Here is a 25,174-nt window from a genome sequence, read left to right as displayed (position 1 = left end):
TAACCAATGATTAAGTCGACTCTGTTCCTGTGCTTAGGCCTTCTGGTAAATACCGTTGCTTTCGCCGCAGAAGTTCAACTAGGCAATAGTGTTAACCAGTTGATTCGTATGCAAACTGTTGATCCTCTTGCTGAAAATCGAGTACCGACAGGCTCTCCTTCCTTTAGCGGTAAGAAAGCCGAGAAATCTATTAATACAGAGCAAAAAGGCATTAAGTCAGAAAAAGTCAAAGAGAAGAGAATCATCGTCAATAACAAATAACGACTAATAAACACTAAGCAACGGAAGGCGGAGGTAAAAAATGGCAATTCAGCACAAAATGTCTTCATCATTGAAAACACAGAAAGGTGTTGTCATTGTCTTTGCGACTTTAGCAATGGCCGTCATTATTGGAGCAGGTGCACTGGCGCTGGATATCGGTAACTTAACGTTATCCAAAGGCAAGCTTCAGAACCTGGCCGACTCCGCCGCGCTCAGTGCGGCTAAAGCAATCGACCTTGGTGGAGATCAAACTGAAGCAACTGCTGCCGGGAAACAAACGATCACAGATAATTTGCAGCTGGATGGATTCAATGCCATCACTGTCGGCGATAGCAATATCACCATAGAATTTTCAGAAACTCTGCCATTCGATACCAGTACAGCGACAGCAACATCGCAATATGTACGAGTACGAATTGAAAATGTTGATATCCCAGACTTTCTTGTCTCAGTGTTTAATGTTGATCTCAACACACGCGCTTCAGCCGTTGCCGGCCCGAGTACGAGTGTTGAGCGAGCATGTAACATTACCCCGCTCAGTATCTGTGAAGGAGACAGTAGCAACACTGTCTCTGGCTACAGTGCCAACAGCTTACATGTGTTGAAGGCATCTTCATCAACCGACTCTAGTGTCGGGTCAGGGAACTTCCAGCCGGTAGCGCTTACCGACAGCGAAGGTAACCAAATGTCTGGTGCCAACACTTATAAGGATGCCCTAGCAGGTAGCTTTGATGCCTGTCTAAACGTTGTAGAAGATGAGCCAATATCAACAGAGCCGGGAAACATGGTTGGCCCATCATTGGGGGTTGATACCCGCTTTGGTATCTACAAAGGAGACATGAAAAAAGACTCCCACTTATATCCAGCAGATATCGATTCAAACTATGCCTCTGATTATGTCCAGGTCGCAACCGAAGTTCAGGTTGATGCTGATGGAAATACGGTGATGGATGCTGATGGTAATCCGGTTAACAAATACGTGCCGAACAAGTCCTATTCGGCCATGCATAACTACAGCAAGTACATATACAACTATGCTGATATCGATTATGAGTCCTGCCTTGCGTCTTCATCTTGCCAGAGCGAAGGCTACTACCGCCGGGTAATAACAGTTCCGATCCTGAAATGTGATCAGGCAACAAAATCCGGTGGTCGCATGGATGTTCCACTCAAAGGGCTGGCCTGCTTTTATCTGGTACAACCTATGAGTGTGACCGAGCATGAAGACGATAACGGCGGAGGTGGTAACGGTTCATGGCTGATTGGTGAGTTCATCTCTGAATGCCGGATAAATGCCGGTAATCCGGGAATGGAACCTGATGAAAACGGTCCTTACAAAATTGTCTTATTCAAAGACCCGGACAGTGAGGATTCATGATGAAAAAGTCATCTCTTCACCTTAACAACGGACTGGCAATGGTTGAATTCACCATCTTATTGCCACTGATGTTATTAGTTCTGTTAGCCACAATGGAGCTTGGCCGAGCCTTTTATACTTATACATCGCTCGAAAAATCAACTCGCGACAGTGCCCGTTACCTGTCTGGAGCCATAGTCAAAGGTTCAACAGGTACCTACACCCTTTTACAAACTGATATTGATAATGCCAGTAACCTTGCAGTCTATGGCTCCATCTCGGGAGGAACGGACCCACGCCTCCCGTCTATGGCCACAAGCCAGGTTAATATCAGCCTTAACAATAATCATGTTCTGATTGAAATTATCTACCCCTATCAACCTGCACTTGCTCAAATACCAGATCTGCTGAATCAGGGAGCCATCTCTCTGAATTTCAATATGACATCGAGTTATTCCATGAGGGTGTTGTAATGAAAGAGCTGTTACTGAAAAAACAAAAAGGCACAACAGTAATCGAATTTACGATTGTTGCCTCCTTATTCTTTCTGCTCATCTTCGCGATTATCGAATTTGGCAGGCTTTTGTTTACCTGGCATGTACTGAATGAAACCAGCCGCCGAGTTGCAAGGCTGGCAAGTGTATGTCAGGTAACAGAAACTGAACGCGCTGATACCTTGCTGGCGGGTATTGTCGGCAATGTAACACTACCCAATTTCGCAGCTGAGAATATTCAGGTTCGCTATCTGGATGAGTTTGGCTCAGAGGTGCCGACTCCCCTGACAACAACCAGTAACTTCGTTCAAATTGAGTTCGTTGAAGCCAGCATCATTAATTATCAAATTGATTTAACAATACCTTTTGCCACTTTCGGGCTGAACTTCACAGCCCCTCAATTTACAACACTGTTACCTCGCGAGAGCTTGGGTGTAACAAGAACAGGTTTCACTGATTGTTGAGGTGACTATGAACAGTATCAGTACTCTCTCTGCTAATGACAAAACTACATCCAAGCAGCCGCTGGCAACATTTATTGATGGCTGGTTAGTCAGCGATGACGTTGCTTTTATTAATCCGTTTGAGACCTATATCAACCAATGGCCTAACACTAGGTTTAAACCTTTCAATGAGTCTGCATTCCTGACTCAGTTGAATACTAAAGAAAACCTGACCTACCCGGATATGATCATCCTTGATGGTAAAACTGACTGGGTAACTGCGGCTGATCTGATAAAAAACATGCTTGGAAATAATACGCAAATCATCCTGCTGACAGAGCACTCAGATACTCAAATATTAAGACACGCTCTGAAAACCGGCATCAAAGATGTGCTCACTATTCCTTTTGACGAAGAGGAGCTGGATCAACTTCTTTATGACTGTGCAGAAGAGAAAAGGAACAGCCGCAACCAAGGGAAGGTCAGCGTCTTTCTTAACGCTAAAGGCGGCATGGGAGCAACAATTATTGCCACTACTGTCGCCCATTTGATAGCACTGGAACAATCAACCAGCTCAGTATTGATTGATACCGATGCACAATTTGGCTGCACTTCAAATTTGCTGTCAACACAACCGAACTATCTGCTGAATGAAGCACTAGCTCAGGTTGATGAAATTGATGAGTTTGCCCTTAACGGCATGCTGACCAAGCACGAATCAGGACTAAAGTTTATTACCAGCCGTTCTACTGATCTGGTCGACACTCTACCTGAATTTAAGGCAAGCGCATTTAACAGGTTCCTGCTTCAGGTTAGGAATAATTTCGACCATGTCATTATCGATCTTTCAAGAGGGCTTGAAAACGCAACTCTTCCCGCCATTGCCGAAGCCAACAACATATTTATTGTTGTTCAACAATGTATCCCGGCGATCCGTGAAGCAGCGACCCTAATTAAACAACTTAAACATTTGCTCGGCATCAACCAGCAGAACATAAAAGTAATTGTTAACCGCTATACAAAAAATAGCGAAATCAAACCGGAAGAGATCCAAAAATCATTACATGTCGATAAATTAATTCTGATACCCAATGACTATCAGTCGGTCAACTCATCCACGAACCTCGGAGAGCTGCTTGCAACTCATTACGATAAGAAACCTATCGTTAGCAAACTGAAAGAAACGTCTGATTTGATTATGAATAAAACGCATGAAGAAGCTCATGGATTGAAACGCTTCTTCTCATTCTTAAGGAGTTAGCTATGTTTTTAAAGAAAAATACCTCACTCGCAAAAACAAATACGAACACGGTCGAGAATGACCATGATCAGGCTAACTTTCAACACGGACATATGAGTGCAGAGCGACAGATAAAAAAGCAGTTGCTCGACTCAATATTCAATTCATTAGATTTATCACTTTTGGAAACGCTTCCTGAGGAACAAGCCAGGGAGCAAATTTCAGAAACAGCCGCCCTGCTGCTTCTCGAAAAAGACGTGCCACTGAATGCAGAAAGCCGAAAACGAGTAATTGAAGAAATCGGTGATGAAATCCTCGGCCTTGGCCCACTAGAGCCTTTGCTAAAAGACAAAAGCATCTCCGATATTCTTGTAAACGCACATAATCAGATTTATGTAGAACGTAAAGGTAAGCTGGAAATAACGGACGCTTCATTTCGCGATGACAGCCATTTACTCAATGTCATAGACAGAATTGTCTCTCAGGTAGGCCGACGCATTGATGAGGGCTCACCTATGGTTGATGCTCGACTAAAAGACGGGTCACGAGTGAACGCAATTATTCCGCCATTGGCCATTGATGGCCCTTCTCTTTCAATACGTCGTTTTGCCGTTGAGCGATTGCAAATGGACCAACTCCTTGATTACGGCACATTAAATGCCGAAATGGCTCATTTTCTTGAAGCAATAGTTCAGGGCCGCCTGAATATCCTCATTTCAGGAGGAACCGGCTCAGGCAAAACGACAACCCTCAATGTTTGTTCCGGTTATATACCGAAAAATGAACGAATCATCACTATCGAAGACTCTGCAGAACTTCAGCTTCAACAGCCGCATGTTGTTCGCCTGGAAACCCGCCCGCCAAATATTGAAGGACGCGGAGCGATTACACAGCGAGAGCTTGTAATTAACTCACTGCGTATGCGCCCGGACCGTATTGTCGTCGGTGAGGTTCGAGGTGCAGAAGCTGTCGATATGCTGGCCGCAATGAACACAGGTCACGATGGTTCAATGACGACTATTCACGCCAACACACCGCGAGATGCCCTCGGGCGAATTGAAAACATGTTTGCAATGGCCGGCTGGAATATGCCTATCAAAAATGTTCGGGCACAGATTGCCTCAGCACTCAACGTTGTCGTGCAGCTTCGGCGAATGGAAGACGGTAAGCGTCGCATTACCAGCATTGTTGAAATCAACAACATGGAGGGTGATGTAATCACAATGACCGAACTGTTCCGGTTCCAGCGAACCGGCATTGATGAAGAAGGTAATGTCACCGGTCAGTACTGTTCTACAGGAAACGTGCCGTCATTCATGGAAGCATTTAAACATTTGGGTATTGACCTTCCCTACTCTTACTTTACTGCACCGGGAGGCCTGTGATGGACCAAAACCTCCAACTCTACCTGCTGGTATTATTTATCGCAGTGGTCATCATTTCCCAGACCCTGTTGATATCAGCTACTGGTACGCGGGCCAAACGCTCGCGCTTGCTGAAAAATCAGCTTAACCTGATTGCCGAATCAGGTAACGCGCAACAGCAGTCATTGCTCAGAAAGCGATATCTCGACAAACTGTCTAAAACAGAGCAATGGCTGGAAACTACTGCTTTGGGTGAATACCTGGGCGAGAAACTTTCTCTGGCTGGCCTCGAGTGGAAAGCCTACAAAGTGGTAATTTGGTTAATTGTCGGCATGCTGGTTTCAAGCCTTGCCGTATTGTTTTTCACCCGAAATGTTCAAATTGCCCTGCTCACCCCGTTAGCCGTTTTGATTGGTTTCAGTTTATTCCTCCGACAAAAAGCAGAAAAACGCCTCAGTCAGTTTGAAGAGCAGTTTGTTGAAGCATTAGACGTAATGAAACGGGCTTTGCTTGTCGGCTATCCCTTTACAGAAGTAATGAAAACAGTCAGTGAGCAGATGCCACCGCCAATATCTACTGAGTTCGGAAAGACATTTATCGAGCTTAACTATGGCGTCGACCTAAAAATTGCATTGTCCAATCTGGCACACCGTAATCCGTCCGTAAGCGTTCTGGCGTTTAACAGTGCCGTCATTATTCAAAAAGAAACTGGTGGTAACCTCGCAGAAACACTAGAAAAATTGGCCAGTGTCATTCGCGGAAGATTCCGCCTAATGCGTAAAGTAAAAACCCTGTCAGCCGAAGGGCGAATGTCCGCATGGGTTTTGATGATGGTACCTTTTGTTCTGTTTCTGATTCTTTACCTCAGTAACCCTGATTATATAGAGCCTTTACTTAACTCAGAGCGCGGTTCGACAGTCATGACAGTAACTGGTGTCAGTATGTTTGCAGGACTGTTATGGATACGGAAAATACTGCGTATCGAGGTGTAATATGGACTACATCATTACGATTCTGAACGGCATTGTTGAAAATGAAAACTATGCTAAATGGCTGTTTCTCGCTCTTGCTTTTTTCAGTGCTGCCGCACTGACAATCAGCGCTGAGATCCTCTTCACTAACTTTTTTAATCCGATAAAGAAAAAATTACACAACATCTCCGGCAACAATAAAGACATCAATTCAGCTGAATCCAGTCAGCTTGATAAAACACTCGAGTCGATTGAAAAGTACGTTACACCTAATTCTGTTAAGGAAAAGCATAATACCAGGCAATTGCTGATGCATGCCGGTTATGAGAAGGAAAGCACGCTCACGACCTTTTATGCTATTAAAATTGCCCTGGTAATATTTGCTCTTTTTGGTTCATTAATTGCTTCTCTGTTCTTCCCGCAATTGAGCTCTCAAAAAGTCATCATCTACTCTTTATTGGCTATGGGCATCGCTTCTTTCATTCCGAATTATGTGCTTCATCGTATGGCTGAAAAGCGAATCAAGGCCCTTCGAAACGCATTCCCGGATGCACTTGACTTACTGGTTGTATCTTCTGAAGCAGGTTTAGGCTTTCTCGCCGCACTAAATCGTGTATCGACAGAAATAGGCCCTGTATCACCACCTCTTAGCCATGAGCTTCAACTTATCGGCCAAAAAGTCAGAATCGGTATTCCGATGCACACTGCACTTAATCAATTTATTGAAAGAACTGGACTAATCGAACTTCAGGGTCTAATCAGTATTATCAACCAGTCGGTAAAACTGGGTTCAAGTATGGGCGACACATTAAGGGAGTATGCTGAAGAATTTCGTGATCGTCGCATGCAAAAAGCCGAAGAAGAAGCAGCCAAAATAGGAACCAAGATGATTTTTCCACTGGTTACCTGTATCTGGCCTGGCTTTTTTACTATTGCCGTCGGCCCGGCAGTCATTGCGGTGTTGGATGCTTTCGGGAAATAAAACTAAGACAGAGGGACCTAAATTATGATGCGCTCAATCCCCGCTACAAAGAAAATAACAGCAGCCAGTCTCTTTGCTTTATCGCTGCTCCTGACAGGGTGTGCCTCAAGCGAAAACAGCGCCAAAGATAACAGCATTGACTTCGAACATGAGCTTTATAACGGTAAACCTACTTTGAGCCTGTCGAATGAGTTTCCTCCTGAAACACCCCAGGAAGCCATTGTTCGCGGAGACCGTGCATACCTCGCCAATGATTCAGATCTAGCGCTTTATGAATATATCCGAGCGCTGGGCTTTCCTTCCCAGGAAAATGCCGATCAGGCCTACTACAAAATAGGCTACATCCACCAGCAACGAAAAAACTATGATTTGGCCAAGTTGGCCTATTCACGAGCAGCTCTCATTGATAAAGAAAATATCCAATATGCCGCTTCAATCGGCATTGTAGAGTTAAAGATGGGTGAACAAGACAATGCACGTAAGCAACTTTTACGGGCTGTCAGTATGGATCAGGTACGTCAGGGAAATAAAACCTATGACCCGGACAAAGACACGTTTGCCCGTGATCTGACCGTTGATGAACTTTCCCCGCTTAACGCCTACATCGGCCTCGGAATACTTGCAGATCTTGATGCGAGGCATTCTGATGCTCAACAGATCTATCAAGCCTGCCTGAGAGTAGACGGCAAAAGCCAAAAAGCACTTACAAATCTCGGCTACTCTTATTACCTCAGCGGAAACCTGCGCCAGGCAGAAGTAATTAACCGCAGAGCGTCAACACTCTACCCTGATAACCAAAGGGCATGGTCAAACTTGGGGCTAACTTATATTAAAGCTAAACGTTACGATGATGCTAACGACGCATTTTCACGCATCATGCCACAAGAGAAAGCGTTAAACGATATCGGGTATTTCGCCATGCTTGCTGGCGATTATGAGGCAGCCATTAATTACCTTGAACAGGCAATAAATGCTAGCCCGACCTACTACGCAAAAGCATATCAAAACCTTAAAAGGGCTAAGAAACTACAGATCTCAGCTCCACCGGTGAAACTTACAAATAAGCGGGATGCAGAACAAACCCAGGCTACGGTTTACACTATTACCGATACAGACCACTAAACTCACATAGAATAAAAGCCTGATGATTTTCATCAGGCTTTTATATAAAACCAATCCTTTAACGCCAAAAACATCGTTTACTCACTCTATTTTTATTTAACTTTAGTATTTAGCCCCGGAATCACTATAAGTTTTAATTAAGTTGTCTTCAGTTCAAAGCCGAACCCTTAATTCTTGTATTCTCCTCATCTTGAATTATTCTTTATAGTAAACAATAGTATGAAACGCGGCGCATTATCGTGCTAACACTACAAACTTTAAAATATAAAGTCCTGCTACTCTTACCCCTAATCCTTATTGCTTTTTTTGCAATATCTGCTAACGAGTGGATTTCACCATATTGTGTTACTTATCATAACATTGTCATTTCTCTTCCCTATATTTTGCTTACTGTCGCAACAATATTCGGTCAGGCGATAAAGCAAACTACAAGTTGCCTCACGTCCTTACTCTTGCTTGGCTGTTATTTTATCATTCAAACAAAGCTACAGGCTCCACTGGCAATTGGTTCTAACTGGCTAATATTCATGCTTACTTTCATATTATTGCCAATTAATCTATTGCTTTCGCTATCAATGTCAAACAAATCACTTTTTTCCAGAAGACAATTAATATTCCTTTTGAATGTAGGGTTACAACTGTATACATGTTCATATTTAGTCAATTACATTGAACAAAATAGCCACAACTTTGAAAAAAACAGATATTTTGAATCGATAACAGACTTTTCTCCTCTTCCTTTACCTGTCATATATTTTTACTTCGCACTTATACTTTTATGTGTGTTTTTCATAGGTAAACGAAAAAAAGTCTCTGATGTTTCAGTTTTCACCTCTCTTCTCTTCTCCGCGCTGACCTCAACCTTTTTTCATCTCAGTTATATATCATCAATTCTTTTCTCACTCGCTTCATGTTTCATTATTCTGAACCTTATATTCTGCAGCCGCGAATTAGCATTTGATGACCCATTAACTCAACTCCCGAGCAGAAGAGCACTTGAAGATGATTTGAAGAATACAGGCAGTAAATTCACTATTGCCATGCTGGATATCGACCACTTCAAAAAATTCAATGACACATACGGGCATAGCACTGGTGATAACGTATTAAAACTAGTGGCAGAACTAATGCGAACAGTGAGAGGAAATGCCCGGATATATCGCTACGGTGGTGAAGAGTTCACGATTTTGTTCAACGGAAAGACAGCTCATGACTGTACTGAGTACTTAGATGAACTGAGGAAGAAAATCGCCAATTATAAGCTGATTCTCAGAGATTATGAAAAACGTCCAGAGAATGAAGATGCTGGTGTTACCCAACGTTCTAATACCCAGAATCAGCCTTCAGTAACTGTAACCGTCAGTATAGGTATTGCAGATAACTGCAAACTTGATGATCCAATTGATGTTATGAAAGCCGCAGATAAAGCGTTATATAAAGCAAAAGATCTTGGCAGAAACCGGATTAGTGTTAATACCAGCAAATTAGTATAAAAAAGCCTGATAATGAATCATCAGGCTTTTAGTTCGCTTAACTATTTAGGAAGGAAGTTAATAGCGATTGTTCCGTTTTATTTTTTTAAACTAGCTTTTTGCCTGGCGGCGCTTCGACACATCTTCAGCCAACTGGCGCAATACTTTTTCAGTATCGTCCCAACCGATGCAAGCATCTGTGATGCTCTGACCATACGTTGCGGCTTTACCGTCAACAATATCCTGACGGCCTTCAACCAGGTGACTCTCAATCATCACACCAAAAATTGCGTCATTTCCGGCAGCAATTTGCTGGCCGACATCTTCAGCTACTAACATCTGACGCTTGAACTGCTTCAGGCTATTCGCATGGCTGAAGTCAATCATTACTTTCTGGCGCAAACCGGCCTTTTCCAGTTGCTGGGTGATCGCATCGACATGCTCAGCGCTATAATTTGGCTCTTTACCACCACGAAGAATGATATGACAGTCATCGTTACCCTCAGTCGAGACAATAGCTGAATGACCAAACTTGGTAACAGACAAAAAGTGGTGTGACGCGCTGGAAGAACCAATGGCATCGGTGGCAATTTTAATATTACCGTCCGTACCATTTTTAAATCCGACCGGGCAAGACAGGCCAGATGCCAGCTCACGGTGAACCTGAGATTCAGTAGTACGGGCACCGATAGCACCCCAACTGATAAGATCAGCTGTGTACTGAGGAGAAATCATATCCAGGAACTCAACCGCAGTCGGTACACCCATGTCTGTCAGATCCAGCAACAATTTGCGGCCAATTCGCAAACCATCATTCAACTGAAAGCTTCCATCCATGTACGGGTCGTTGATCAGGCCTTTCCAGCCAACGGTGGTACGCGGTTTTTCAAAGTAAACCCGCATCACCACTTCCAGCTCCCCTTTCACCTCCTCCCTTAGTGCTTTCAGTCGCTTACCGTAATCAAGCGCTGCAACAGGATCGTGAATAGAACATGGGCCTACAATCACTAATAAGCGATCATCTTCATCATTCAGAATCTTATGAATTGACTGACGAGCTTTATATACAGTTTCAGAAGCAGTTTCTGTTGCCGGGTACTTTTCCAGTACAGCTACTGGTGGCAATAACTCTTTGATTTCGCGAATGCGTACGTCATCTGTTTTGTGCATGCTTATTACTTCCCGTGTTACTCCGCTGGCAACCGTAAATAATTATTTACAAACCTGGTTGACAGTAAATTTCATATCCAATTGACTTTAACCTACCTCTTAATTTAGGCGTGTGCAAACGGTATTTGTAATTTAACTACATATTTTTTCTTCAGAATTCACTTGCGAATCCAAAACCTCTAATAAATTTCACTAAAGTAGTTAACCAATCGCACAATAAAACCCTACAACAGATAGCTATCTATGCATAAATAATGAGCAACAAATTGCATTATTTGTTCTTTTGTGGGTTGTAGCTTTGAAATACCCCCACGAAAGCAATAACATAAGTTCAACAAGTTATACCTAACGAGGTCAGTATAGTGTCTGACAATGATGTCATTTCATTTAGAAATGTAGATAAATGGTATGGTGAATTCCATGCCCTCAAAAACATAAACCTGACCATAAAGCGTGGAGAACGCCTTGTCATATGTGGCCCTTCCGGCTCTGGCAAATCCACTTTGATCCGATGTATTAACGGGCTGGAGAAATACAATACGGGCCAACTTTCTGTTTCCGGCCAACCGCTTGATGATAAGCATCTGCGCACCATTCGCGGCAAAGTCGGCATGGTTTTTCAACATTTCAATCTTTTTCCTCACATGACCGTTCTGGAAAACCTGACTCTTGCTCCCCGCCGTGCATTAAAAATGCCCGCAGCCGAGGCTGAAAAAATGGCCCGAGAGTTTCTTGATCGTGTCCATATAGGTCATCAGGCCGATAAATACCCAGCACAACTTTCCGGCGGACAGCAACAACGCGTCGCCATTGCCCGCTCACTCTGCATGAAACCTGATATTTTGCTGTTTGATGAACCGACTTCAGCATTGGACCCTGAAATGATCCGTGAGGTTCTGGACGTGATGAAAGAACTGGCTAACGAAGGCATGACCATGGTGTGCGTAACCCACGAAATGGGGTTTGCCCGTCAGGTTGCCGATCGGGTGGTATTTATGGACGAAGGAGAAATTGTCGAAACTGCCCCACCTGCGCAGCTTTTTGACGCCCCAGAACACCCTCGCACTCGCCAATTCCTAGAACAAATACTGAGCTATTAATTCTGATGTCGAATAAAACTCACTTTCCAAGTTCCGGCACCAAAATTCTCAGGCCTGTTCTATCGGGACTTTTCCAAATTGGTATCGTCGGGCTCGGCTTGTACTGGCTGCTGAACAGCGGTGCTGAAGCCATGAACTACCGCTGGCAATGGTATCGGATACCTCAATATCTGTGGTTTGTTGAAGACGGAGAATGGTTTCCGGCCGAACTGCTCGAAGGTCTGATGGTCACCCTACAGATATCAGCTGTTGGCCTGATTTGTACCTTAGCGATTGGCCTGACTACTGCCCTGCTGCGCCTCTCAAATTCTGTTGTCGGTCGATCCCTTGCCCGTGGTTACATCGAACTGATTCGTAACACACCGCTACTGGTACAAATTTACCTGCTGTATTTCGTATTTGGCCCGGTACTTGGTTTAGAGCGATTTACCACTGCAGTTCTGGCACTGTCACTTTTTCAGGGCGCCTACACCGCAGAAATTTTCCGTGCCGGGCTCAATAGCATCGCCAAAGGACAGTTCGAAGCCGGGCAAAGCCTGGGGCTGACAAAAACTGACTGCTATCGCTTTGTCATCCTCCCACAGGTAATTCGGCGCATTCTGCCGCCATTGACCAATGAAGCCGTATCACTGGTTAAGAACTCCTCAATCGTCAGTGTAATGGCGATTTTCGATTTAACCACTGAAGGCAGAAATATTGTTGCCGACACTGCCATGCCATTTGAAGTTTGGTTTACTGTTGCCGGCATTTATTTATGCGTAACCCTGGTACTTTCAGGCTTTGCTGCATGGCTTGAGCACAGGCTTAATGTTCCGTCGCATTAATCAATAATTCATAAATTAAAAACAACACATTACTAATAAGGAGAAAGGACACATGAAACGCCTTTTAGCTACATGCTTGGCTGTACTGACGTTAGTCATGGGCTCCTCAGCCATCGCCGGAGATACAACCGCTCTTACTGCCATTAAGGAACGCGGCACTTTACGTGTCGGCCTGTCCACTTTCGTCCCATGGGCAATGCGTGATAAGCAGGGTGAACTGATTGGTTTTGAGGTTGATGTTGCCCGTCGCCTTGCCGATGATGCAGGCCTGAAAGTTGAGTTCATTCCAACCGCATGGGACGGCATTATTCCAGCCCTGCTGGCGAATAAATTCGACGTGATTATCGGTGGATTGTCGATCACTCCGGCCAGAAATATGAGCGTACTGTTTACCGCTCCGTATGCTCACTCAGGTATTCAGCTTGCAGCGAACAAAGATAAAGCAGCCGAGAAAATAAATATCGCCGATTACAACAAGCGCAGTGTGACACTCGCTGTCCGCCGTGGTGCTTTCACTGTTCAAACCGCCAAGAAGTATTTCCCGAAAGCAAAACTTCGCCAGTTTGATGACGATGCCCAGGCATTCCAGGAAGTATTAAACGGTAATGCTCATGCCGTTCTTGCTTCGTCACCTAAACCAGAGCAAATGTCTATTCAGTATAATGACAAACTGTTTGTTCCACTGACTGAACGCCTGAGTCGTGGTTCTGAGGGTTTTGCAATCCGTCATGGTGAATTTGATCTGCTGAACTTTTTCAACAACTGGATCATGCTACGCACTGAAGACGGCTGGCTGCAGGAACGCCATGATTACTGGTTCAAGACATTGGACTGGCAAGATCAGATCGCGAAAGGACAGTAAATTTTGTCTCAGAGTCAAACTCAAACATTACCGGGAAAGCCCTTCCCGGTAATATCCCGTTTAAACAAACTGGATTGGTTGCTGATTGCACTGCTCAGCAGCTTTCTCGGCTGGTTGGTTTATCGCTCTTCTGTCGGCATTCATTACCATTGGAACTGGGATAAAGCATTCAGCCTGATCTTTACACCAAGCAAAGCAGGTGAGTTGCCCTATTTCTTCCAGGGATTCATCGCAACCATCCGTCTAAGCCTGTGGGGGATGCTTTTTGCGGCAATTCTGGGCGTGTTACTTGGTCTGGCTCGTCGCTCTCCGCTCACACTGCTTCGATTGCCGGCACAAGCTTATATCCAACTGGTTCGTAATATCCCACCACTGGTTTTCGTCTTTATTTTTTACTTTTTTGTTTCAAGCCAACTCGTTCCTGCGCTTGGATTGGAAAACATACTGCGAAATTACAGCCATGATATTAACTGGCTTCAGGACTTTCTCTTTGGCCCGGCTCAGCTATGGGAAAACCTGTTCTCCGGCGTACTTTGTGTTGGGCTGATTGCAGCAGCTTATATTGCAGAAATAGTCCGCTCAGGTATTGATGCCATTGCGAAAGGACAATGGGAAGCAGCAGATTCTTTGGGACTTTCCCGCTGGGATCGCTTCCGCTTTATCATTTTCCCACAAGCGCTGACCGGGATTGTTCCACCGCTGGCCGGACAATTCATCTCACTGGTAAAAGATTCTTCGATTATCTCTCTGATCTCAATCCAGGAATTGACGTTTGTCGGCAGTGAAATCGCCAACTCATCCGGCCTGATTTTTGAAATCTGGCTACTGGTTGGTGTTGGTTACCTGATCCTTTGCCTTGGTTTGTCTGGTCTGTTCAGTCGACTGGAACTACACAGCCAAAAACACCTACAGCGTTAAACCGTCGCTTCCCAGAAGCCTATCTCAGGACGAGAATAAAACATAAAAAACGGCTCATCGTGAGCCGTTTTTCTTATAAATTATTCCTACTGAGCAAACATCTCAGCCCATTCCGGCCAGAGTTTCTCAAGATCCATATACTGTTCTATTGTATCAGCAACACGATCGATGCCCTTTTCGCGCATCTCATCAAAATCCGGTGTCTGTGTGGCTTCCAAACCAACCCAGGACAAAATCGCATCGCAGGCTTCTTTCTGCTCAAAAATACCATGTAGATAAGTACCAAACACCTGGTCATCACAACCTAACTGACCATCCGGGCCATCTGTCAGTTGCAGCGGGGCATCAGCTCTGACACCTTCAGTTACACCAGCATGGATCTCATAACCTCGGACAGAAACAGTATCCTGTTCAGGCAGCTTTAACTTACCTGTCACCTGTTTCAGTTGCTTTTCAGGTGCCAGCACTGTTGATGTATTCAGGTAACCAAGCCCCCGACTTTCTCCGGCATCACCTTCAATGCCGTCAGGATCGGCAATGGTTTCGCCTAACATCTGATAGCCGCCACAAATTCCCATTAACTTACCACCAAAGCGAACATGACGGGCAATTTGTTGATCCCACCCCTGCTCACGAAGGAAAGTCAAATCACTTCTGACACTTTTTGTGCCAGGAATAATAATAAGGTCAGTTGGCGGAAGCGACTGCCCTTTACCTACAAACTGCAAATTCACCTGAGGGTGCATTCGAAGCGGGTCAAAATCAGTATGGTTACTCACGCGAGTAAGAACAGGCACCACCACTATCAGTTGCTCTTCTGCTGCTTCAACCTGCTGAACATTGATTGCATCTTCAGCTTCAAGCATCAGACCATGAAGGTAAGGCAATACACCAAGTACCGGCTTGCCGGTTTTCTGCTCAAGCCAGTCAAGCCCGGATTCGAGCAATTTGATATCACCACGGAAACGGTTAATAACGAAACCTTTTACCCGTGCTTGTTCTGATTCAGAGAGCAAAGCAAGCGTGCCGAACAAATGAGCAAAAACTCCGCCACGATCGATATCAGCAACAATGATCACCGGGATATCGGCTTTTTCAGCAAAGCCCATGTTGGCAACGTCATTTTCACGTAAGTTGATTTCCGCCGGACTGCCAGCACCTTCAACAATGACGGTCTGATATTCCTGCTGCAACACCGAAAATGATTCCATAATCGGCCCCATCACCACTTTTTTATAGTTGTGATAACCGACTGCATCCATATCCGCCAGCGCCTTACCCTGGACGATAACCTGCGCACCGATATCAGTGTTCGGCTTTAACAACACCGGATTCATATGTACCGTTGGCTCTACACCACAAGCCTGCGCCTGAACGGCCTGAGCCCGGCCAATCTCACCGCCATCACGAGTAACAGCACTATTAAGCGCCATATTCTGCGATTTAAAAGGCGCGACCTTTATACCTTTTCTGGCCAAAACCCGACACAAACCAGCAGCCAAGACACTTTTACCGGCATCCGATGTTGTTCCCTGCACCATCAGGGCTTCAATTGTTAATTGCATTTAAATCTCACTAAAATTGCTGCTGTACCGGCCATTGAAGCTGAGGCCAGTTTGTACCATTTTCATCATGATAAACAGTGACGCGGTAACGTGCCGCATAGGGCAGTTCCATTCGATGGAGGTAGCTGGCGTTCTCTGGCATATCTAGAAGAATACGCAAAAACTGCTTCATCACACCGGCATGGGTAACAAGCAACAACCGCTTACCACTGTTTTGTGCTAACAGTGCTTCCCATGCCAGCTGTATCCGGGAATCAAACTCACGAAGACTTTCACCACCATGAGGATTTGATTTCCACGGGTTTTGCCAGTACTGACTCAGTGTCTCACCATAGTTTTCCCACAAACTGTCACGACTCTGTCCGTCCCAGTGACCAAAATTCATTTCTTTCCAGTGTTCAACCGGTTCTATCGGCAATTCAAAACGTCCTGCGAATTGTTCGGCAAATTCCCGACAGCGCACAAGCGGTGACGTCACTACTTTTTCAACGTCGGATAAGCCTTCAACCGCACACCACATTTGCTCCAGCCCTCGCGGTGTAATCGGGAAATCAGTATGACCACGTAAACATCCGTCACCTTCAGGAAGACCATGACGAAGAAAATCAATGCGCGTGATTTTAGTTTGATCCATCATCTATCCCTCTTTGATTATAACTTTGGCCCTTTTAAGACCTGAGGAATCCCCGCCGTCACAAATACTACCCGCTCTGACTGTTTGGCTATCGCCTGATGTAGCCAACCACTCTCATCGACAAATCGACGGGATATTTCTCCCATGGGCACAATTCCCTGCCCGACTTCATTACTCACCATAATAATACGACCGGGTGCCGCTAAAAGTGCCTGGAGAAAATCGTTTTTGCGTGATAACCAGTCAGTTTCGTTAGCTTCGTCACCAAACAGGCAGTTAGTCAGCCATAATGTTAAGCAGTCAATCAACAGGCAATTGTTTTCCCGACTGTTCTTGCGAATGACTTCAGCCAAATTAAGTGGTTCTTCAACGAGATGCCATTGTGAAGGTCGCTGCTCCTGATGCCGCGCAATACGCTCCACCATTTCATCATCGCCAGCCGTTGCAGTAGCAACATAAATCACATCCAGCCCAGACTTATCTGCCAGCGATTCTGCAAGGCTGCTTTTTCCTGAACGAGCTCCACCCAAAATCAGCTCTTTTCCTAAAAAATCCATAATGGCTTTAACTCATGAACAAATTACTGATTATTTCTGTCCATTGTATGGCAGTTAACGGCCTTTACCAATCAATAACTCATTATCACCAATGAATAATATCAAGTACTTAGCTCAAGTAATTTACTGGAGATATCACATCAAACAAAATGATAACCAGTTAAAATTAAACATATTTTAAAGATGAACGAATTCTGAATGACCAACTCATTATTAGTTCAGAACAGCTGTTGTTTAATGGAACCATCAACTACAGAGGAGACCGAATCATGATTAAGAAAACTATTATCGCTATCGCAACCATCGCAGTTATGGCTCCAACTATGGCTCTAGCCAAAGACCATGACAGAAACAACGCTGCTATTTCTTACTCAGGTCCGGTAGATACAGTGACCGTGGCAGAACTACTTGAAAACACCAGCATGTTCACAGAGCGTAACGCTGTTGTAGAAGGCAAACTAATTAAGCAAATCGACGCTGAAACCTTCATCTTCAGTGACGGTACAAAGGAAATCCAGGTGGAACTTGATGATGATATCCACATGCCGCAGACCATAGATGCAACCACTAAAGTTCGCCTGTTCGGTGAATATGAAGGCGGTAATACCCCTGAAATTGAAGTCGACCGTATCCAGTTACTATAAACATTTCCCCATTCCACTGCTTGCCCCGAGTTTCGGGGCTTTTTTTAAGTCCTCCGATCTCATCTTACTGATTAGTAATTAATCCTGATTTGATAAAAAGTCATGTTAAACTCCAGTTCAGCTGCGACTTGCTAGGGTGAGTTCCTGATTATGTTGCAGCAATCTGTAAATAGAGGTCATGATGTCAGATACGCTGTTGTTTCATAAAACTTACCGTCACCCTTCCAGTAAAGAATGGGTAGTGTTTGTTCACGGTGCAGGAGGCAGTTCCTCCGTCTGGTTTAAGCAAATTAAAGCCTATAAACAACATTTCAATTTGCTATTGCTTGATCTGCGGGGACACGGTCGTTCTAACAATATGTTCAGGGATATGATGAAAAATCCCTATTCATTTAAAAGCGTCACCCTCGATATCCTGGATTTACTCAATCACCTCAAAATTCAGTCCGCACATTTCGTCGGCGTCTCATTAGGCACAATTATCATCCGCAACCTGGCCGAACTAGCACCGGAACGGGTAAAAACATTAATCATGGGTGGTGCAGTTACTCGCTTGGATGCCCGCTCACAATTTCTGGTTCAGTTGGGCAACTTCTGTAAGCACGTCATTCCTTACATGTGGCTATATAGCCTGTTTGCCTACATTGTGATGCCTCAAAAAACACAGAAGGAATCTCGCCTGTTGTTTATCCGTGAGGCGAAAAAATTATGCCAGACAGAATTTAAGCGCTGGTTTAAACTTGCTGCTGATGTGAATCCATTAATGGGTTACTTCAAAGAGAAAGAGATTCCTATCCCGACCCTTTATTTGATGGGTAGCAACGACTTTATGTTCATTAAGCCGGTGAAGGAAATGGTTAAAGAGCACAAGCACAGCTACTTAACTGAATTTGAAAATTGTGGCCATGTTTGCAACGTTGAACGTCCGGATGAGTTCAATGAACACTCTATTCAATTTATTCAGCAGCATCAAAGCAGCTTATGACCTACCGATACCTAACCGTTGACACCTGATAGGGCGTAATAACAAATATAAAAAAGCCAGCCATGAATAATGGCTGGCTTTTGAGTCTTTGCAGAGACGTTATCTGTCAGATTGCTTTTGCCAGAAACTCAACCAGTTTTTCTGTGACAACTTCCGGTTTCTCCAGGTTACTGATATGACCTGCGCCCGGAATTACAAGGTATTCACTGCCGTCAATCGCATCATGCATCAGCTGAGCTTCAAGCGGCGGGCGAGGAATATCTTCAGCACCCACAACGATCAACGTCGGTAGCACCAGTTTTTCGATATCATCAAAAGTATCACGACGACCAAAGATCATTCGACCAATTCGCGCCACTTCCACAGCCTGTTCGCCTTTCAGGCTCATCAGGTTATTGCGGAAATGTGATACAAGCTCAGGGTTCTCAGTCTCAGCATTACGAGCAAAGAACATTGGTGTAATCACGTCTACCATCGGGGCTGGTACAAGTTTCACTTCACTAATGGTATCCAGCATAGCGAAATACTTAGCGTGAGTGACCTGTGGTTCATAACCGATAAAGGTATCCATCATCACCAGAGACTTCACTCTGGCCGGAACCTTAATTGCCAGCTCTGCTGCCCACATACCGCCCACAGACAGACCGATAACGGAAAACTCATCAACATTAAGATGATCAAGCAAAGCCAGAATGTCATCCGCGTAGTCACGTAGGTTGCGAGTCTTCTCCGGTGCTGCATCTGATTTACCGTGAGCCCATAAATCCGGCACAATACAACGGTAATGCAGGCTTAGCACTTCAATCTGTGGATCCCACATTGCGCTGTCCCACAGATAGCTATGACCAAAAACAAGCACTGGCCCTTCACCTTTATCAAGGTAGTGCATCGTTTTATTATCAACGGTAAATGTAGCCATTGACTCTTTTCCTTATTACTAGTTGCGTTTTGGCGCGATAATAACAACTATTGTTAATTAACAACACGCTTCAAACACTTATAAGACCAGTGAATACAAAATGCCTTTGTATCAGCCCATTCAGCTTAAACGTTTCTAAGCGACAATCACTGGCCATGATTTCTACATAGCCGAATATTTGCAGCTGATTGTTTCCATCCCCTTTTTGTACAGAACCCAGGCAATGGCACCAGCGGCAAAGTTGCCAATCATTGCACCAATAAATAACCCCGGTAATCCTGCAACTTGAGAACCAAGCCATATCGCAGGCAAGAAACAGGCAAACAAACGAAGACCTGAAATCAATAGTGCTCGCATCGATAGCGTCAAAGCATTACAGATCGAAACCATCAGCATGCACACGCCAAGCGGGCCAAGACTTAAAGGTACCCAGGTAAGATGAATCATCAGTACTTTGCTGACAGATGCTTCACTGGACATTAACTCAGTCAAAAATGGAGCAGCAAAAAGCAGTACCACCGCAATAACGAACTGCCAAGCAAGCACAAATTTCACCGCCAGCTGAATCAGCGCTCTGATTTTGCAGATATCTTTAGCACCCAACAACCTGCCCACCATAGGCGGCATTGACATAGTCAGCGCCAGAATCACGACAATAGAGAAAAACTCCATCCGCGACCCCAGAGCCCAGGCAGCAACTGTTGCAGCGCCAAAACCCGCAACCAACTTTGTTGCCAACATAGAAGACAATGGCGGCAATAACTGACTGAGCATTGCCGGAGCCATAATATGAACCAGCTCTTTAAGCGAGTTCATCACATTCAGCCCTTGCCAGTTGAAACTCATCCAGTGACGTTTAATCACCAGTGGGTAAACAATCAGAATACCAAGGGAAAACGCCGTCACTGTTGCCCAGGCAGCACCGACCAAGCCCATGTCCAGCGTAAAGATATAGATAGGATCCAACACCATGTTAGTCAGGCTGGTGACAACCATCATACTACCCGGCAACATGGTGTTCCCGTTAGCCCGGCAGAGACTGTAAGCAAAATAAAGCATTGCACCGGACCATGAACTCGCCAGCCAGACAGGCCAGTAGTCATCGACAACAGGCATAACCTCAGCCGGTGCGCTCAACAGGCCCAATATTGGCCCACGCAGAAACCAGATACACAAGCAGATCAGAAAAACACTGATAGCACCAGTCAGTACAACCAAACCACCCAGCTGTTTTGCTCGTTGCAGCTCTTCAGCACCAAGAACACGTGAAATTAGTGAAGTGGTCGCGATGCCTAAACCAACCTGCAAGCCGATAATGACCATTTGCATGGGTAAGGTAAAGCCCTGCGCAGCAAGGGGTAAAACGCCAAGCTGGCCGATAAAAGCACTATCAACAAGCTGGAAGCTCATTAATGAAAGTACGCCAAACAGCATCGGCCAGGTCATGGTAAATAACTGTCGTCCAAGACCCGGATACGACGTACGCGATTTTTCCGATATTTGAGAATCCATTCAGTGCGCTCTTATCGTGTTACCAGAGATACCAAATTTGCAGGACGGTAATAGACCGACTTTAACACCTTGCCCTGACGAATAATTTTACCTTCCAGATCAACATCTTTTGCACACTTGGCAATAATGAACTCACCTTTTTGGCTACCGGTAATTTCCACACCCTGACCAGCATAATGGGCAACAGTATCGGTAAATTCCTGTTCATTACGACAAACCTTGCTCATATTGCTAGAGTGAACCTCATCCCAACATGGTACAAAATCAATATTTAAGCGCTGAGCGATCTGTAACAACAAATCAATCAAATAGCTAATCCCAAGGTTTGACTCTACCTGCTTATCGCCCAAATGCACCAAGCGTCCCATCAACACATAAACAGAATCAACAATCGCATCAGCTTGTTCTACCAGAGAGTCTGCTTCTGCCAGCTCAGTCAGTTCCTCAACAGCCAACGAGGTATGGAGTGCATCATTCTTCTCATTAAGCGTCGCCGGAGTCTCAATATCCAGGTCAAACGTTGTACGAAACTCATGAATATCGCGGTACAGGTGATCAAATAACGGCTGATCTAAAACAGCAAGCTTCATTTACGATTCCTTTAACACTAGCAGTCAGATAAAAACAAAAAAATCAGCGCCTACAGCCATAGCTACAGGCGCCGATCACGTTATCTGATTCAAATTGAGCTGATGTAATCCACCAGCAAAACAAATCAAATACTCCGATAAGAAGTATATAACAGGAAACCGATCCTTTTCATCGACAGATAACAAGAAGGAACCTTTCTGTAATCAATAAATAAAGGGGGACATTGCCACTGAAAAGCATTTCGCCTATAAAACAAGACACGAAAAAACATACCCTTTAGCTATAACCACCTAATCGCAAGCACTATTTTTCATGGTCTGTCTGTATTTTATTGCATTTAAGTGAGCAGTATCACAGAAAACCCGTGCACACAAACTATACTCACCCGTTCAATTGGCTAAGGTAAAAACAATTTCGTTATGTGCGAAAATTGCAATAAAAAAACTAAAACATACCGTGTGAAAAGAAGCTTCCTAGAAAGAACTTTCACACACAGGAACCATCAGAAATACAAATGTGAGGAGTGCAAAACACACTTTTTCATCAAGATTGGTTCCCAAACCGTTACCCAGTAACGACAGGATTCATTTCCGAACAGTTATAAAAACAAGGCCACATCAAGTGGCCTTATTTTCTTCTACTCACGCTCTCTTCCCTATCACTCATCGCTTGTTTATAACATTATCTTTTTTCACACTTTTAACGTGAACATATGTGCTTTTGAGCCTCACGCTTGCTCCTTTCGATCCCTTCCCATAGAAATTAAAGGTGAAATATTAACTCTGACATAGAATAATGCGCAAAAAACGATCAAACACATAAGTTTGACATCACAGAGGCGCATTATTCCTCTATAATCTTCGACCGTATATTTGGTCAGGCTATGCCGTCTGCTTTAGGAACAAAGAATGTCATTTTCATCACAAAGTTTTTCTCAAGAAATCGTGCGTGCTCTAACTGAGTGCGGATACGAGAAGTTAACACCCATCCAGCAACAAGCGATTCCACAAGCTCGTCGCGGTCACGATATTCTTGCGAACGCGCAAACAGGTACAGGTAAGACTGCGGCCTTTTCTTTGCCGATCATCCAGAAAATTTGTGACAATCCAAAGCCAAACAGCCGCTTTAATGTTCGTGCACTAATCCTGGCACCAACCCGAGAGCTTGCTGCTCAGATCGCAAAAAATATTGAAGACTACACCAAATATGTACCTGTCAGCGTTGCCGCAATCTATGGCGGTACCAAAATGGGGACTCAGGAGAAAAAGCTGGAACAAGGTCTGGACATCCTTGTAGCCACTCCTGGCCGACTGATTGAACATATGGAATTAAACAACGTTTCTCTGGCGAACCTTGAATTCCTGGTGTTCGATGAAGCAGACCGTATGCTGGACATGGGCTTTATTGCAGATATGCGCACCATTATGGGTGATATCCGTAGCCAGCCTCAAACAATGCTGTTCTCTGCAACCTTCTCAAGCCAGATGAACAAACTGGCTAATGAAATTCTTCGCAAGCCTAAACGTATTTCTGTTAGCCCGGAAAACGCTACAGCTGATACCGTTGCCCACGTTGTTTACCCTGTCGATCAAGAACGTAAGCGTGAACTGCTGTCAGAACTGATTGGTAAGAAGAACTGGCAACAAGTGCTGGTTTTCGTTAACTACAAAGAGACTGCTAACGAACTGGTTAAAGAGTTGAAGCTTGATGGCATCAAGGCGGTTCTTTGCCACGGCGACAAAGCACAAAGTGCACGCCGACGCGCACTTGACGAATTTAAAGAAGGTAAGGCTCGCGTCATGGTTGCAACTGAAGTTGCTGCTCGTGGCCTGGATATTCAAGGCCTGCCGCACGTAGTTAACTATGATATGCCATTCCTGGCGGAAGACTATGTACACCGTATCGGTCGTACCGGTCGTGCTGGTCAGAAAGGCCATGCTGTTTCTTTTGTCAGCCGTGATGAAGAGCTGACTCTGGTTCAGGTTGAAAATCTGATCCAACAGCGTATTCGCCGTATCCAACTTGCAGGTTATGAACCAGCTAACCGAGATGCTCTGCTGACTAAGATGCACACTAAACCGGCCTTTAAAGACCGCCGTGGCCGCCAGAATAACCCTACGGCTCAGTCTGATGCCGAGCGCCGCGTTCGCCTGCATCGTGCGATCAAAAACCGCGCAAAAATCACTAAGCTGAAAAAATAATTTCAGTCTGAACTATTAACCGCTGCCATTAATATCAAAATGACATCGGCTATAAAAACAAAAAGCGCAGGCGATGCTCTAGCGGCCTGCGCTTTCTTTATCTGTTCAATTAGCTCAAATACTGCTTTAATGCATCGCCAGGTATCGAACTCTGAGTCGCAACAGCAAATGACGCCCACTTGGCACCTTCTTCCATTGCATCTTCGATAGGTAACTGATTAACCAATCCATTGATCAAACCGGATGCAAAAGCATCGCCCGCACCAGTCGTATCCACCACTTTACAATTGACCGCCGGAATACTGAAACAACCATCAGCAGTATAAGCGACAGCTCCATCAGCGCCATCTGTTACAATAAAATATTGTAACGCATCACCCGCGATAGTTAACGCATAGTCCCACGCCTCAAGCTCACTTCTCCCTTCCAGATCTGATTTTGAAGTGATCAGTACATGACAAGGTCGCTTTCGTTCATCTTTAGCCAGTTGTGCAATCACTAACGTTTTCTCAAGAGCCTCTTTAGCCCATTCAGCACAACCTTCAGCTGATGAATTAATATAAAGAGCATCCCAGCGAGAAAAATCCGGAGGTGTACCAAGAACAAACTTCGGACGCTCCGGACGTATAATGGTGCGCTCTCCGTCCGGTGTCATGATTAATAGCAATTCAGGAGTTGCCACATCATTACGGTGTAACAAACCACAATTTAATCCATGCAAACCAGCTTCGGCCAACAACCAGTCAGCTGTTTTATCACAACCGACCTGGCTCACAAGAGATACATTATGGCCTGCCCATACTAAACCCAGGCCGGTATTAGCACCACCGCCACCAAGACGTCGACCACAATCTTTATAGTGATGGCGCCCTCCTGTAGTAAGAGGTTTATCCAACTGTACAACCCGATCACAATTCAGGTTTGCAATCAGCATAATATTTGCCAAGCGATCTCTCCTGTCCAGACTAACTCTGCTCACAGCTTAT

At 44.7% G+C, this 25,174-nt stretch carries 25 protein-coding genes; 17 read left to right on the top strand and 8 right to left on the bottom strand.

Translation table 11 applies throughout. The features are described from left to right. Positions 1-6 precede the first annotated feature (6 nt). The 10 genes from AACQ93_RS20785 to AACQ93_RS20740 all read left to right on the top strand — a co-directional run bounded on the left by AACQ93_RS20785 (position 7) and on the right by AACQ93_RS20740 (position 9,727). Positions 7-261, top strand: coding sequence for a hypothetical protein (locus AACQ93_RS20785; protein ID WP_064608403.1), 255 nt, complete (start codon positions 7-9; stop codon positions 259-261). 40 nt (positions 262-301) lie between these two features. Then, on the top strand, positions 302-1,639 hold the full coding sequence (locus tag AACQ93_RS20780) for a pilus assembly protein TadG-related protein (RefSeq protein ID WP_064608401.1): 1,338 nt from the start codon (positions 302-304) through the stop codon (positions 1,637-1,639). Next, the gene (locus tag AACQ93_RS20775; protein ID WP_064608399.1) at positions 1,639-2,091 is read left to right on the top strand and encodes a TadE family protein; all 453 of its coding nucleotides are present in this window, start codon (positions 1,639-1,641) and stop codon (positions 2,089-2,091) included. The genes AACQ93_RS20780 and AACQ93_RS20775 overlap by 1 nt, the downstream gene beginning before the upstream one ends. Next, positions 2,091-2,576 carry a TadE/TadG family type IV pilus assembly protein gene (locus AACQ93_RS20770; RefSeq protein WP_064608397.1) on the top strand — a complete coding sequence of 162 codons (486 nt, stop codon included), beginning with the start codon at positions 2,091-2,093 and terminating at the stop codon, positions 2,574-2,576. The genes AACQ93_RS20775 and AACQ93_RS20770 overlap by 1 nt, the downstream gene beginning before the upstream one ends. A gap of 7 nt (positions 2,577-2,583) precedes the next feature. Next, a complete protein-coding gene (locus tag AACQ93_RS20765) occupies positions 2,584-3,816 on the top strand; it encodes an AAA family ATPase (RefSeq protein WP_064608395.1) in 1,233 nt (410 codons plus the stop codon). A 2-nt stretch (positions 3,817-3,818) separates the two neighbouring features. Further along, the gene (locus AACQ93_RS20760) at positions 3,819-5,180 is read left to right on the top strand and encodes a CpaF family protein (RefSeq protein WP_064608393.1); all 1,362 of its coding nucleotides are present in this window, start codon (positions 3,819-3,821) and stop codon (positions 5,178-5,180) included. After that, positions 5,180-6,151, top strand: a complete 972-nt coding sequence (locus AACQ93_RS20755; RefSeq protein ID WP_064608391.1) for a type II secretion system F family protein — start codon at positions 5,180-5,182, stop codon at positions 6,149-6,151. Before AACQ93_RS20760 ends, AACQ93_RS20755 begins: the two co-directional genes overlap by 1 nt. 1 nt (position 6,152) lies before the next feature. Further along, entirely contained in the window at positions 6,153-7,112 is a 960-nt protein-coding gene (locus tag AACQ93_RS20750; protein ID WP_064608389.1) for a type II secretion system F family protein, read from the top strand. A 24-nt stretch (positions 7,113-7,136) separates the two neighbouring features. Continuing rightward, on the top strand, positions 7,137-8,234 hold the full coding sequence (locus AACQ93_RS20745; protein WP_064608387.1) for a tetratricopeptide repeat protein: 1,098 nt from the start codon (positions 7,137-7,139) through the stop codon (positions 8,232-8,234). Positions 8,235-8,473: 239 nt separating this feature from the next. Then, positions 8,474-9,727 carry a GGDEF domain-containing protein gene (locus AACQ93_RS20740; protein ID WP_084419364.1) on the top strand — a complete coding sequence of 418 codons (1,254 nt, stop codon included), beginning with the start codon at positions 8,474-8,476 and terminating at the stop codon, positions 9,725-9,727. Between the two features lie 90 nt (positions 9,728-9,817). On the opposite strand, the gene aroG is transcribed toward AACQ93_RS20740, so the two are convergent. After that, a complete protein-coding gene (aroG, locus tag AACQ93_RS20735) occupies positions 9,818-10,876 on the bottom strand; it encodes a 3-deoxy-7-phosphoheptulonate synthase AroG (RefSeq protein WP_064608385.1) in 1,059 nt (352 codons plus the stop codon). 362 nt (positions 10,877-11,238) lie between these two features. On the opposite strand from aroG, the gene AACQ93_RS20730 reads away from it, so the two are divergent. Genes AACQ93_RS20730 through AACQ93_RS20715 form a run of 4 tightly spaced genes read left to right on the top strand, consistent with a single transcriptional unit; the run spans position 11,239 to position 14,580 of the window. Further along, positions 11,239-11,976 (top strand): amino acid ABC transporter ATP-binding protein, encoded by a 738-nt coding sequence (locus AACQ93_RS20730; protein ID WP_064608383.1) that lies wholly within the window; start codon positions 11,239-11,241, stop codon positions 11,974-11,976. Positions 11,977-11,981: 5 nt separating this feature from the next. After that, positions 11,982-12,800 (top strand): amino acid ABC transporter permease, encoded by an 819-nt coding sequence (locus AACQ93_RS20725; RefSeq protein WP_064608381.1) that lies wholly within the window; start codon positions 11,982-11,984, stop codon positions 12,798-12,800. Positions 12,801-12,852: 52 nt separating this feature from the next. Then, positions 12,853-13,662: a transporter substrate-binding domain-containing protein gene (locus tag AACQ93_RS20720; protein WP_064608379.1), complete on the top strand. Its 810-nt coding sequence runs from the start codon at positions 12,853-12,855 to the stop codon at positions 13,660-13,662. A gap of 3 nt (positions 13,663-13,665) precedes the next feature. After that, positions 13,666-14,580 carry an amino acid ABC transporter permease gene (locus AACQ93_RS20715; protein ID WP_064608377.1) on the top strand — a complete coding sequence of 305 codons (915 nt, stop codon included), beginning with the start codon at positions 13,666-13,668 and terminating at the stop codon, positions 14,578-14,580. A gap of 86 nt (positions 14,581-14,666) precedes the next feature. On the opposite strand, the gene AACQ93_RS20710 is transcribed toward AACQ93_RS20715, so the two are convergent. The 3 genes from AACQ93_RS20710 to cobU are packed head-to-tail and all read right to left on the bottom strand — an operon-like array spanning position 14,667 to position 17,336. After that, complete coding sequence (locus tag AACQ93_RS20710) at positions 14,667-16,145, bottom strand: cobyric acid synthase (protein WP_064608376.1); 1,479 nt, start codon at positions 16,143-16,145, stop codon at positions 14,667-14,669. A 10-nt stretch (positions 16,146-16,155) separates the two neighbouring features. Further along, positions 16,156-16,782 (bottom strand): histidine phosphatase family protein, encoded by a 627-nt coding sequence (locus AACQ93_RS20705; RefSeq protein WP_232323374.1) that lies wholly within the window; start codon positions 16,780-16,782, stop codon positions 16,156-16,158. 14 nt (positions 16,783-16,796) lie between these two features. After that, complete coding sequence (gene cobU, locus AACQ93_RS20700; protein ID WP_064608374.1) at positions 16,797-17,336, bottom strand: bifunctional adenosylcobinamide kinase/adenosylcobinamide-phosphate guanylyltransferase; 540 nt, start codon at positions 17,334-17,336, stop codon at positions 16,797-16,799. Positions 17,337-17,608: 272 nt separating this feature from the next. Here cobU and AACQ93_RS20695 point away from each other — a divergent pair, with 272 nt between their 5' ends. Both AACQ93_RS20695 and AACQ93_RS20690 read left to right on the top strand, forming a co-directional pair. Next, positions 17,609-17,980, top strand: a complete 372-nt coding sequence (locus AACQ93_RS20695; protein WP_036799487.1) for a YgiW/YdeI family stress tolerance OB fold protein — start codon at positions 17,609-17,611, stop codon at positions 17,978-17,980. Positions 17,981-18,161: 181 nt separating this feature from the next. Further along, entirely contained in the window at positions 18,162-18,965 is an 804-nt protein-coding gene (locus tag AACQ93_RS20690) for an alpha/beta fold hydrolase (protein WP_064608372.1), read from the top strand. 106 nt (positions 18,966-19,071) lie between these two features. Here the strand turns inward: AACQ93_RS20690 and AACQ93_RS20685 are convergent, their stop codons facing one another. The 3 genes from AACQ93_RS20685 to AACQ93_RS20675 form a co-directional block, all read right to left on the bottom strand. Further along, complete coding sequence (locus AACQ93_RS20685) at positions 19,072-19,884, bottom strand: alpha/beta fold hydrolase (protein WP_064608371.1); 813 nt, start codon at positions 19,882-19,884, stop codon at positions 19,072-19,074. Positions 19,885-20,046: 162 nt separating this feature from the next. Beyond that, entirely contained in the window at positions 20,047-21,396 is a 1,350-nt protein-coding gene (locus AACQ93_RS20680; protein WP_064608369.1) for an MATE family efflux transporter, read from the bottom strand. Positions 21,397-21,407: 11 nt separating this feature from the next. Then, positions 21,408-21,986 (bottom strand): nucleoside triphosphate pyrophosphohydrolase family protein, encoded by a 579-nt coding sequence (locus AACQ93_RS20675; protein ID WP_064608367.1) that lies wholly within the window; start codon positions 21,984-21,986, stop codon positions 21,408-21,410. 909 nt (positions 21,987-22,895) lie between these two features. Here AACQ93_RS20675 and AACQ93_RS20670 point away from each other — a divergent pair. After that, positions 22,896-24,188 (top strand): DEAD/DEAH box helicase, encoded by a 1,293-nt coding sequence (locus AACQ93_RS20670; protein ID WP_064608365.1) that lies wholly within the window; start codon positions 22,896-22,898, stop codon positions 24,186-24,188. 109 nt (positions 24,189-24,297) lie between these two features. Here the strand turns inward: AACQ93_RS20670 and AACQ93_RS20665 are convergent, their stop codons facing one another. Continuing rightward, positions 24,298-25,134, bottom strand: coding sequence for a PfkB family carbohydrate kinase (locus AACQ93_RS20665; RefSeq protein ID WP_064608363.1), 837 nt, complete (start codon positions 25,132-25,134; stop codon positions 24,298-24,300). Positions 25,135-25,174 lie beyond the last annotated feature (40 nt).

This window comes from Photobacterium sp. J15, from assembly GCF_963870815.1.
GTDB lineage: Bacteria > Pseudomonadota > Gammaproteobacteria > Enterobacterales > Vibrionaceae > Photobacterium > Photobacterium marinum.
The sequence above is the reverse complement of the archived record's forward strand: the minus strand, read 5'-3'. Positions and strand labels throughout refer to the sequence as shown.

Coding starts and splice junctions, on each gene's coding strand:
- AACQ93_RS20765 (WP_064608395.1), top strand. CDS start 2,584: ATGAACAGTATCAGTACTCTCTCTGCTAATGACAAAACTACATCCAAG.
- AACQ93_RS20675 (WP_064608367.1), bottom strand. CDS start 21,986: ATGAAGCTTGCTGTTTTAGATCAGCCGTTATTTGATCACCTGTACCGC.
- AACQ93_RS20705 (WP_232323374.1), bottom strand. CDS start 16,782: ATGATGGATCAAACTAAAATCACGCGCATTGATTTTCTTCGTCATGGT.
- AACQ93_RS20780 (WP_064608401.1), top strand. CDS start 302: ATGGCAATTCAGCACAAAATGTCTTCATCATTGAAAACACAGAAAGGT.
- AACQ93_RS20770 (WP_064608397.1), top strand. CDS start 2,091: ATGAAAGAGCTGTTACTGAAAAAACAAAAAGGCACAACAGTAATCGAA.
- AACQ93_RS20785 (WP_064608403.1), top strand. CDS start 7: ATGATTAAGTCGACTCTGTTCCTGTGCTTAGGCCTTCTGGTAAATACC.
- aroG (WP_064608385.1), bottom strand. CDS start 10,876: ATGCACAAAACAGATGACGTACGCATTCGCGAAATCAAAGAGTTATTG.
- AACQ93_RS20720 (WP_064608379.1), top strand. CDS start 12,853: ATGAAACGCCTTTTAGCTACATGCTTGGCTGTACTGACGTTAGTCATG.
- AACQ93_RS20725 (WP_064608381.1), top strand. CDS start 11,982: ATGTCGAATAAAACTCACTTTCCAAGTTCCGGCACCAAAATTCTCAGG.
- AACQ93_RS20775 (WP_064608399.1), top strand. CDS start 1,639: ATGAAAAAGTCATCTCTTCACCTTAACAACGGACTGGCAATGGTTGAA.
- AACQ93_RS20710 (WP_064608376.1), bottom strand. CDS start 16,145: ATGCAATTAACAATTGAAGCCCTGATGGTGCAGGGAACAACATCGGAT.
- AACQ93_RS20755 (WP_064608391.1), top strand. CDS start 5,180: ATGGACCAAAACCTCCAACTCTACCTGCTGGTATTATTTATCGCAGTG.
- AACQ93_RS20685 (WP_064608371.1), bottom strand. CDS start 19,884: ATGGCTACATTTACCGTTGATAATAAAACGATGCACTACCTTGATAAA.
- AACQ93_RS20680 (WP_064608369.1), bottom strand. CDS start 21,396: ATGGATTCTCAAATATCGGAAAAATCGCGTACGTCGTATCCGGGTCTT.
- AACQ93_RS20750 (WP_064608389.1), top strand. CDS start 6,153: ATGGACTACATCATTACGATTCTGAACGGCATTGTTGAAAATGAAAAC.
- cobU (WP_064608374.1), bottom strand. CDS start 17,336: ATGGATTTTTTAGGAAAAGAGCTGATTTTGGGTGGAGCTCGTTCAGGA.
- AACQ93_RS20670 (WP_064608365.1), top strand. CDS start 22,896: ATGTCATTTTCATCACAAAGTTTTTCTCAAGAAATCGTGCGTGCTCTA.
- AACQ93_RS20745 (WP_064608387.1), top strand. CDS start 7,137: ATGATGCGCTCAATCCCCGCTACAAAGAAAATAACAGCAGCCAGTCTC.
- AACQ93_RS20690 (WP_064608372.1), top strand. CDS start 18,162: ATGTCAGATACGCTGTTGTTTCATAAAACTTACCGTCACCCTTCCAGT.
- AACQ93_RS20760 (WP_064608393.1), top strand. CDS start 3,819: ATGTTTTTAAAGAAAAATACCTCACTCGCAAAAACAAATACGAACACG.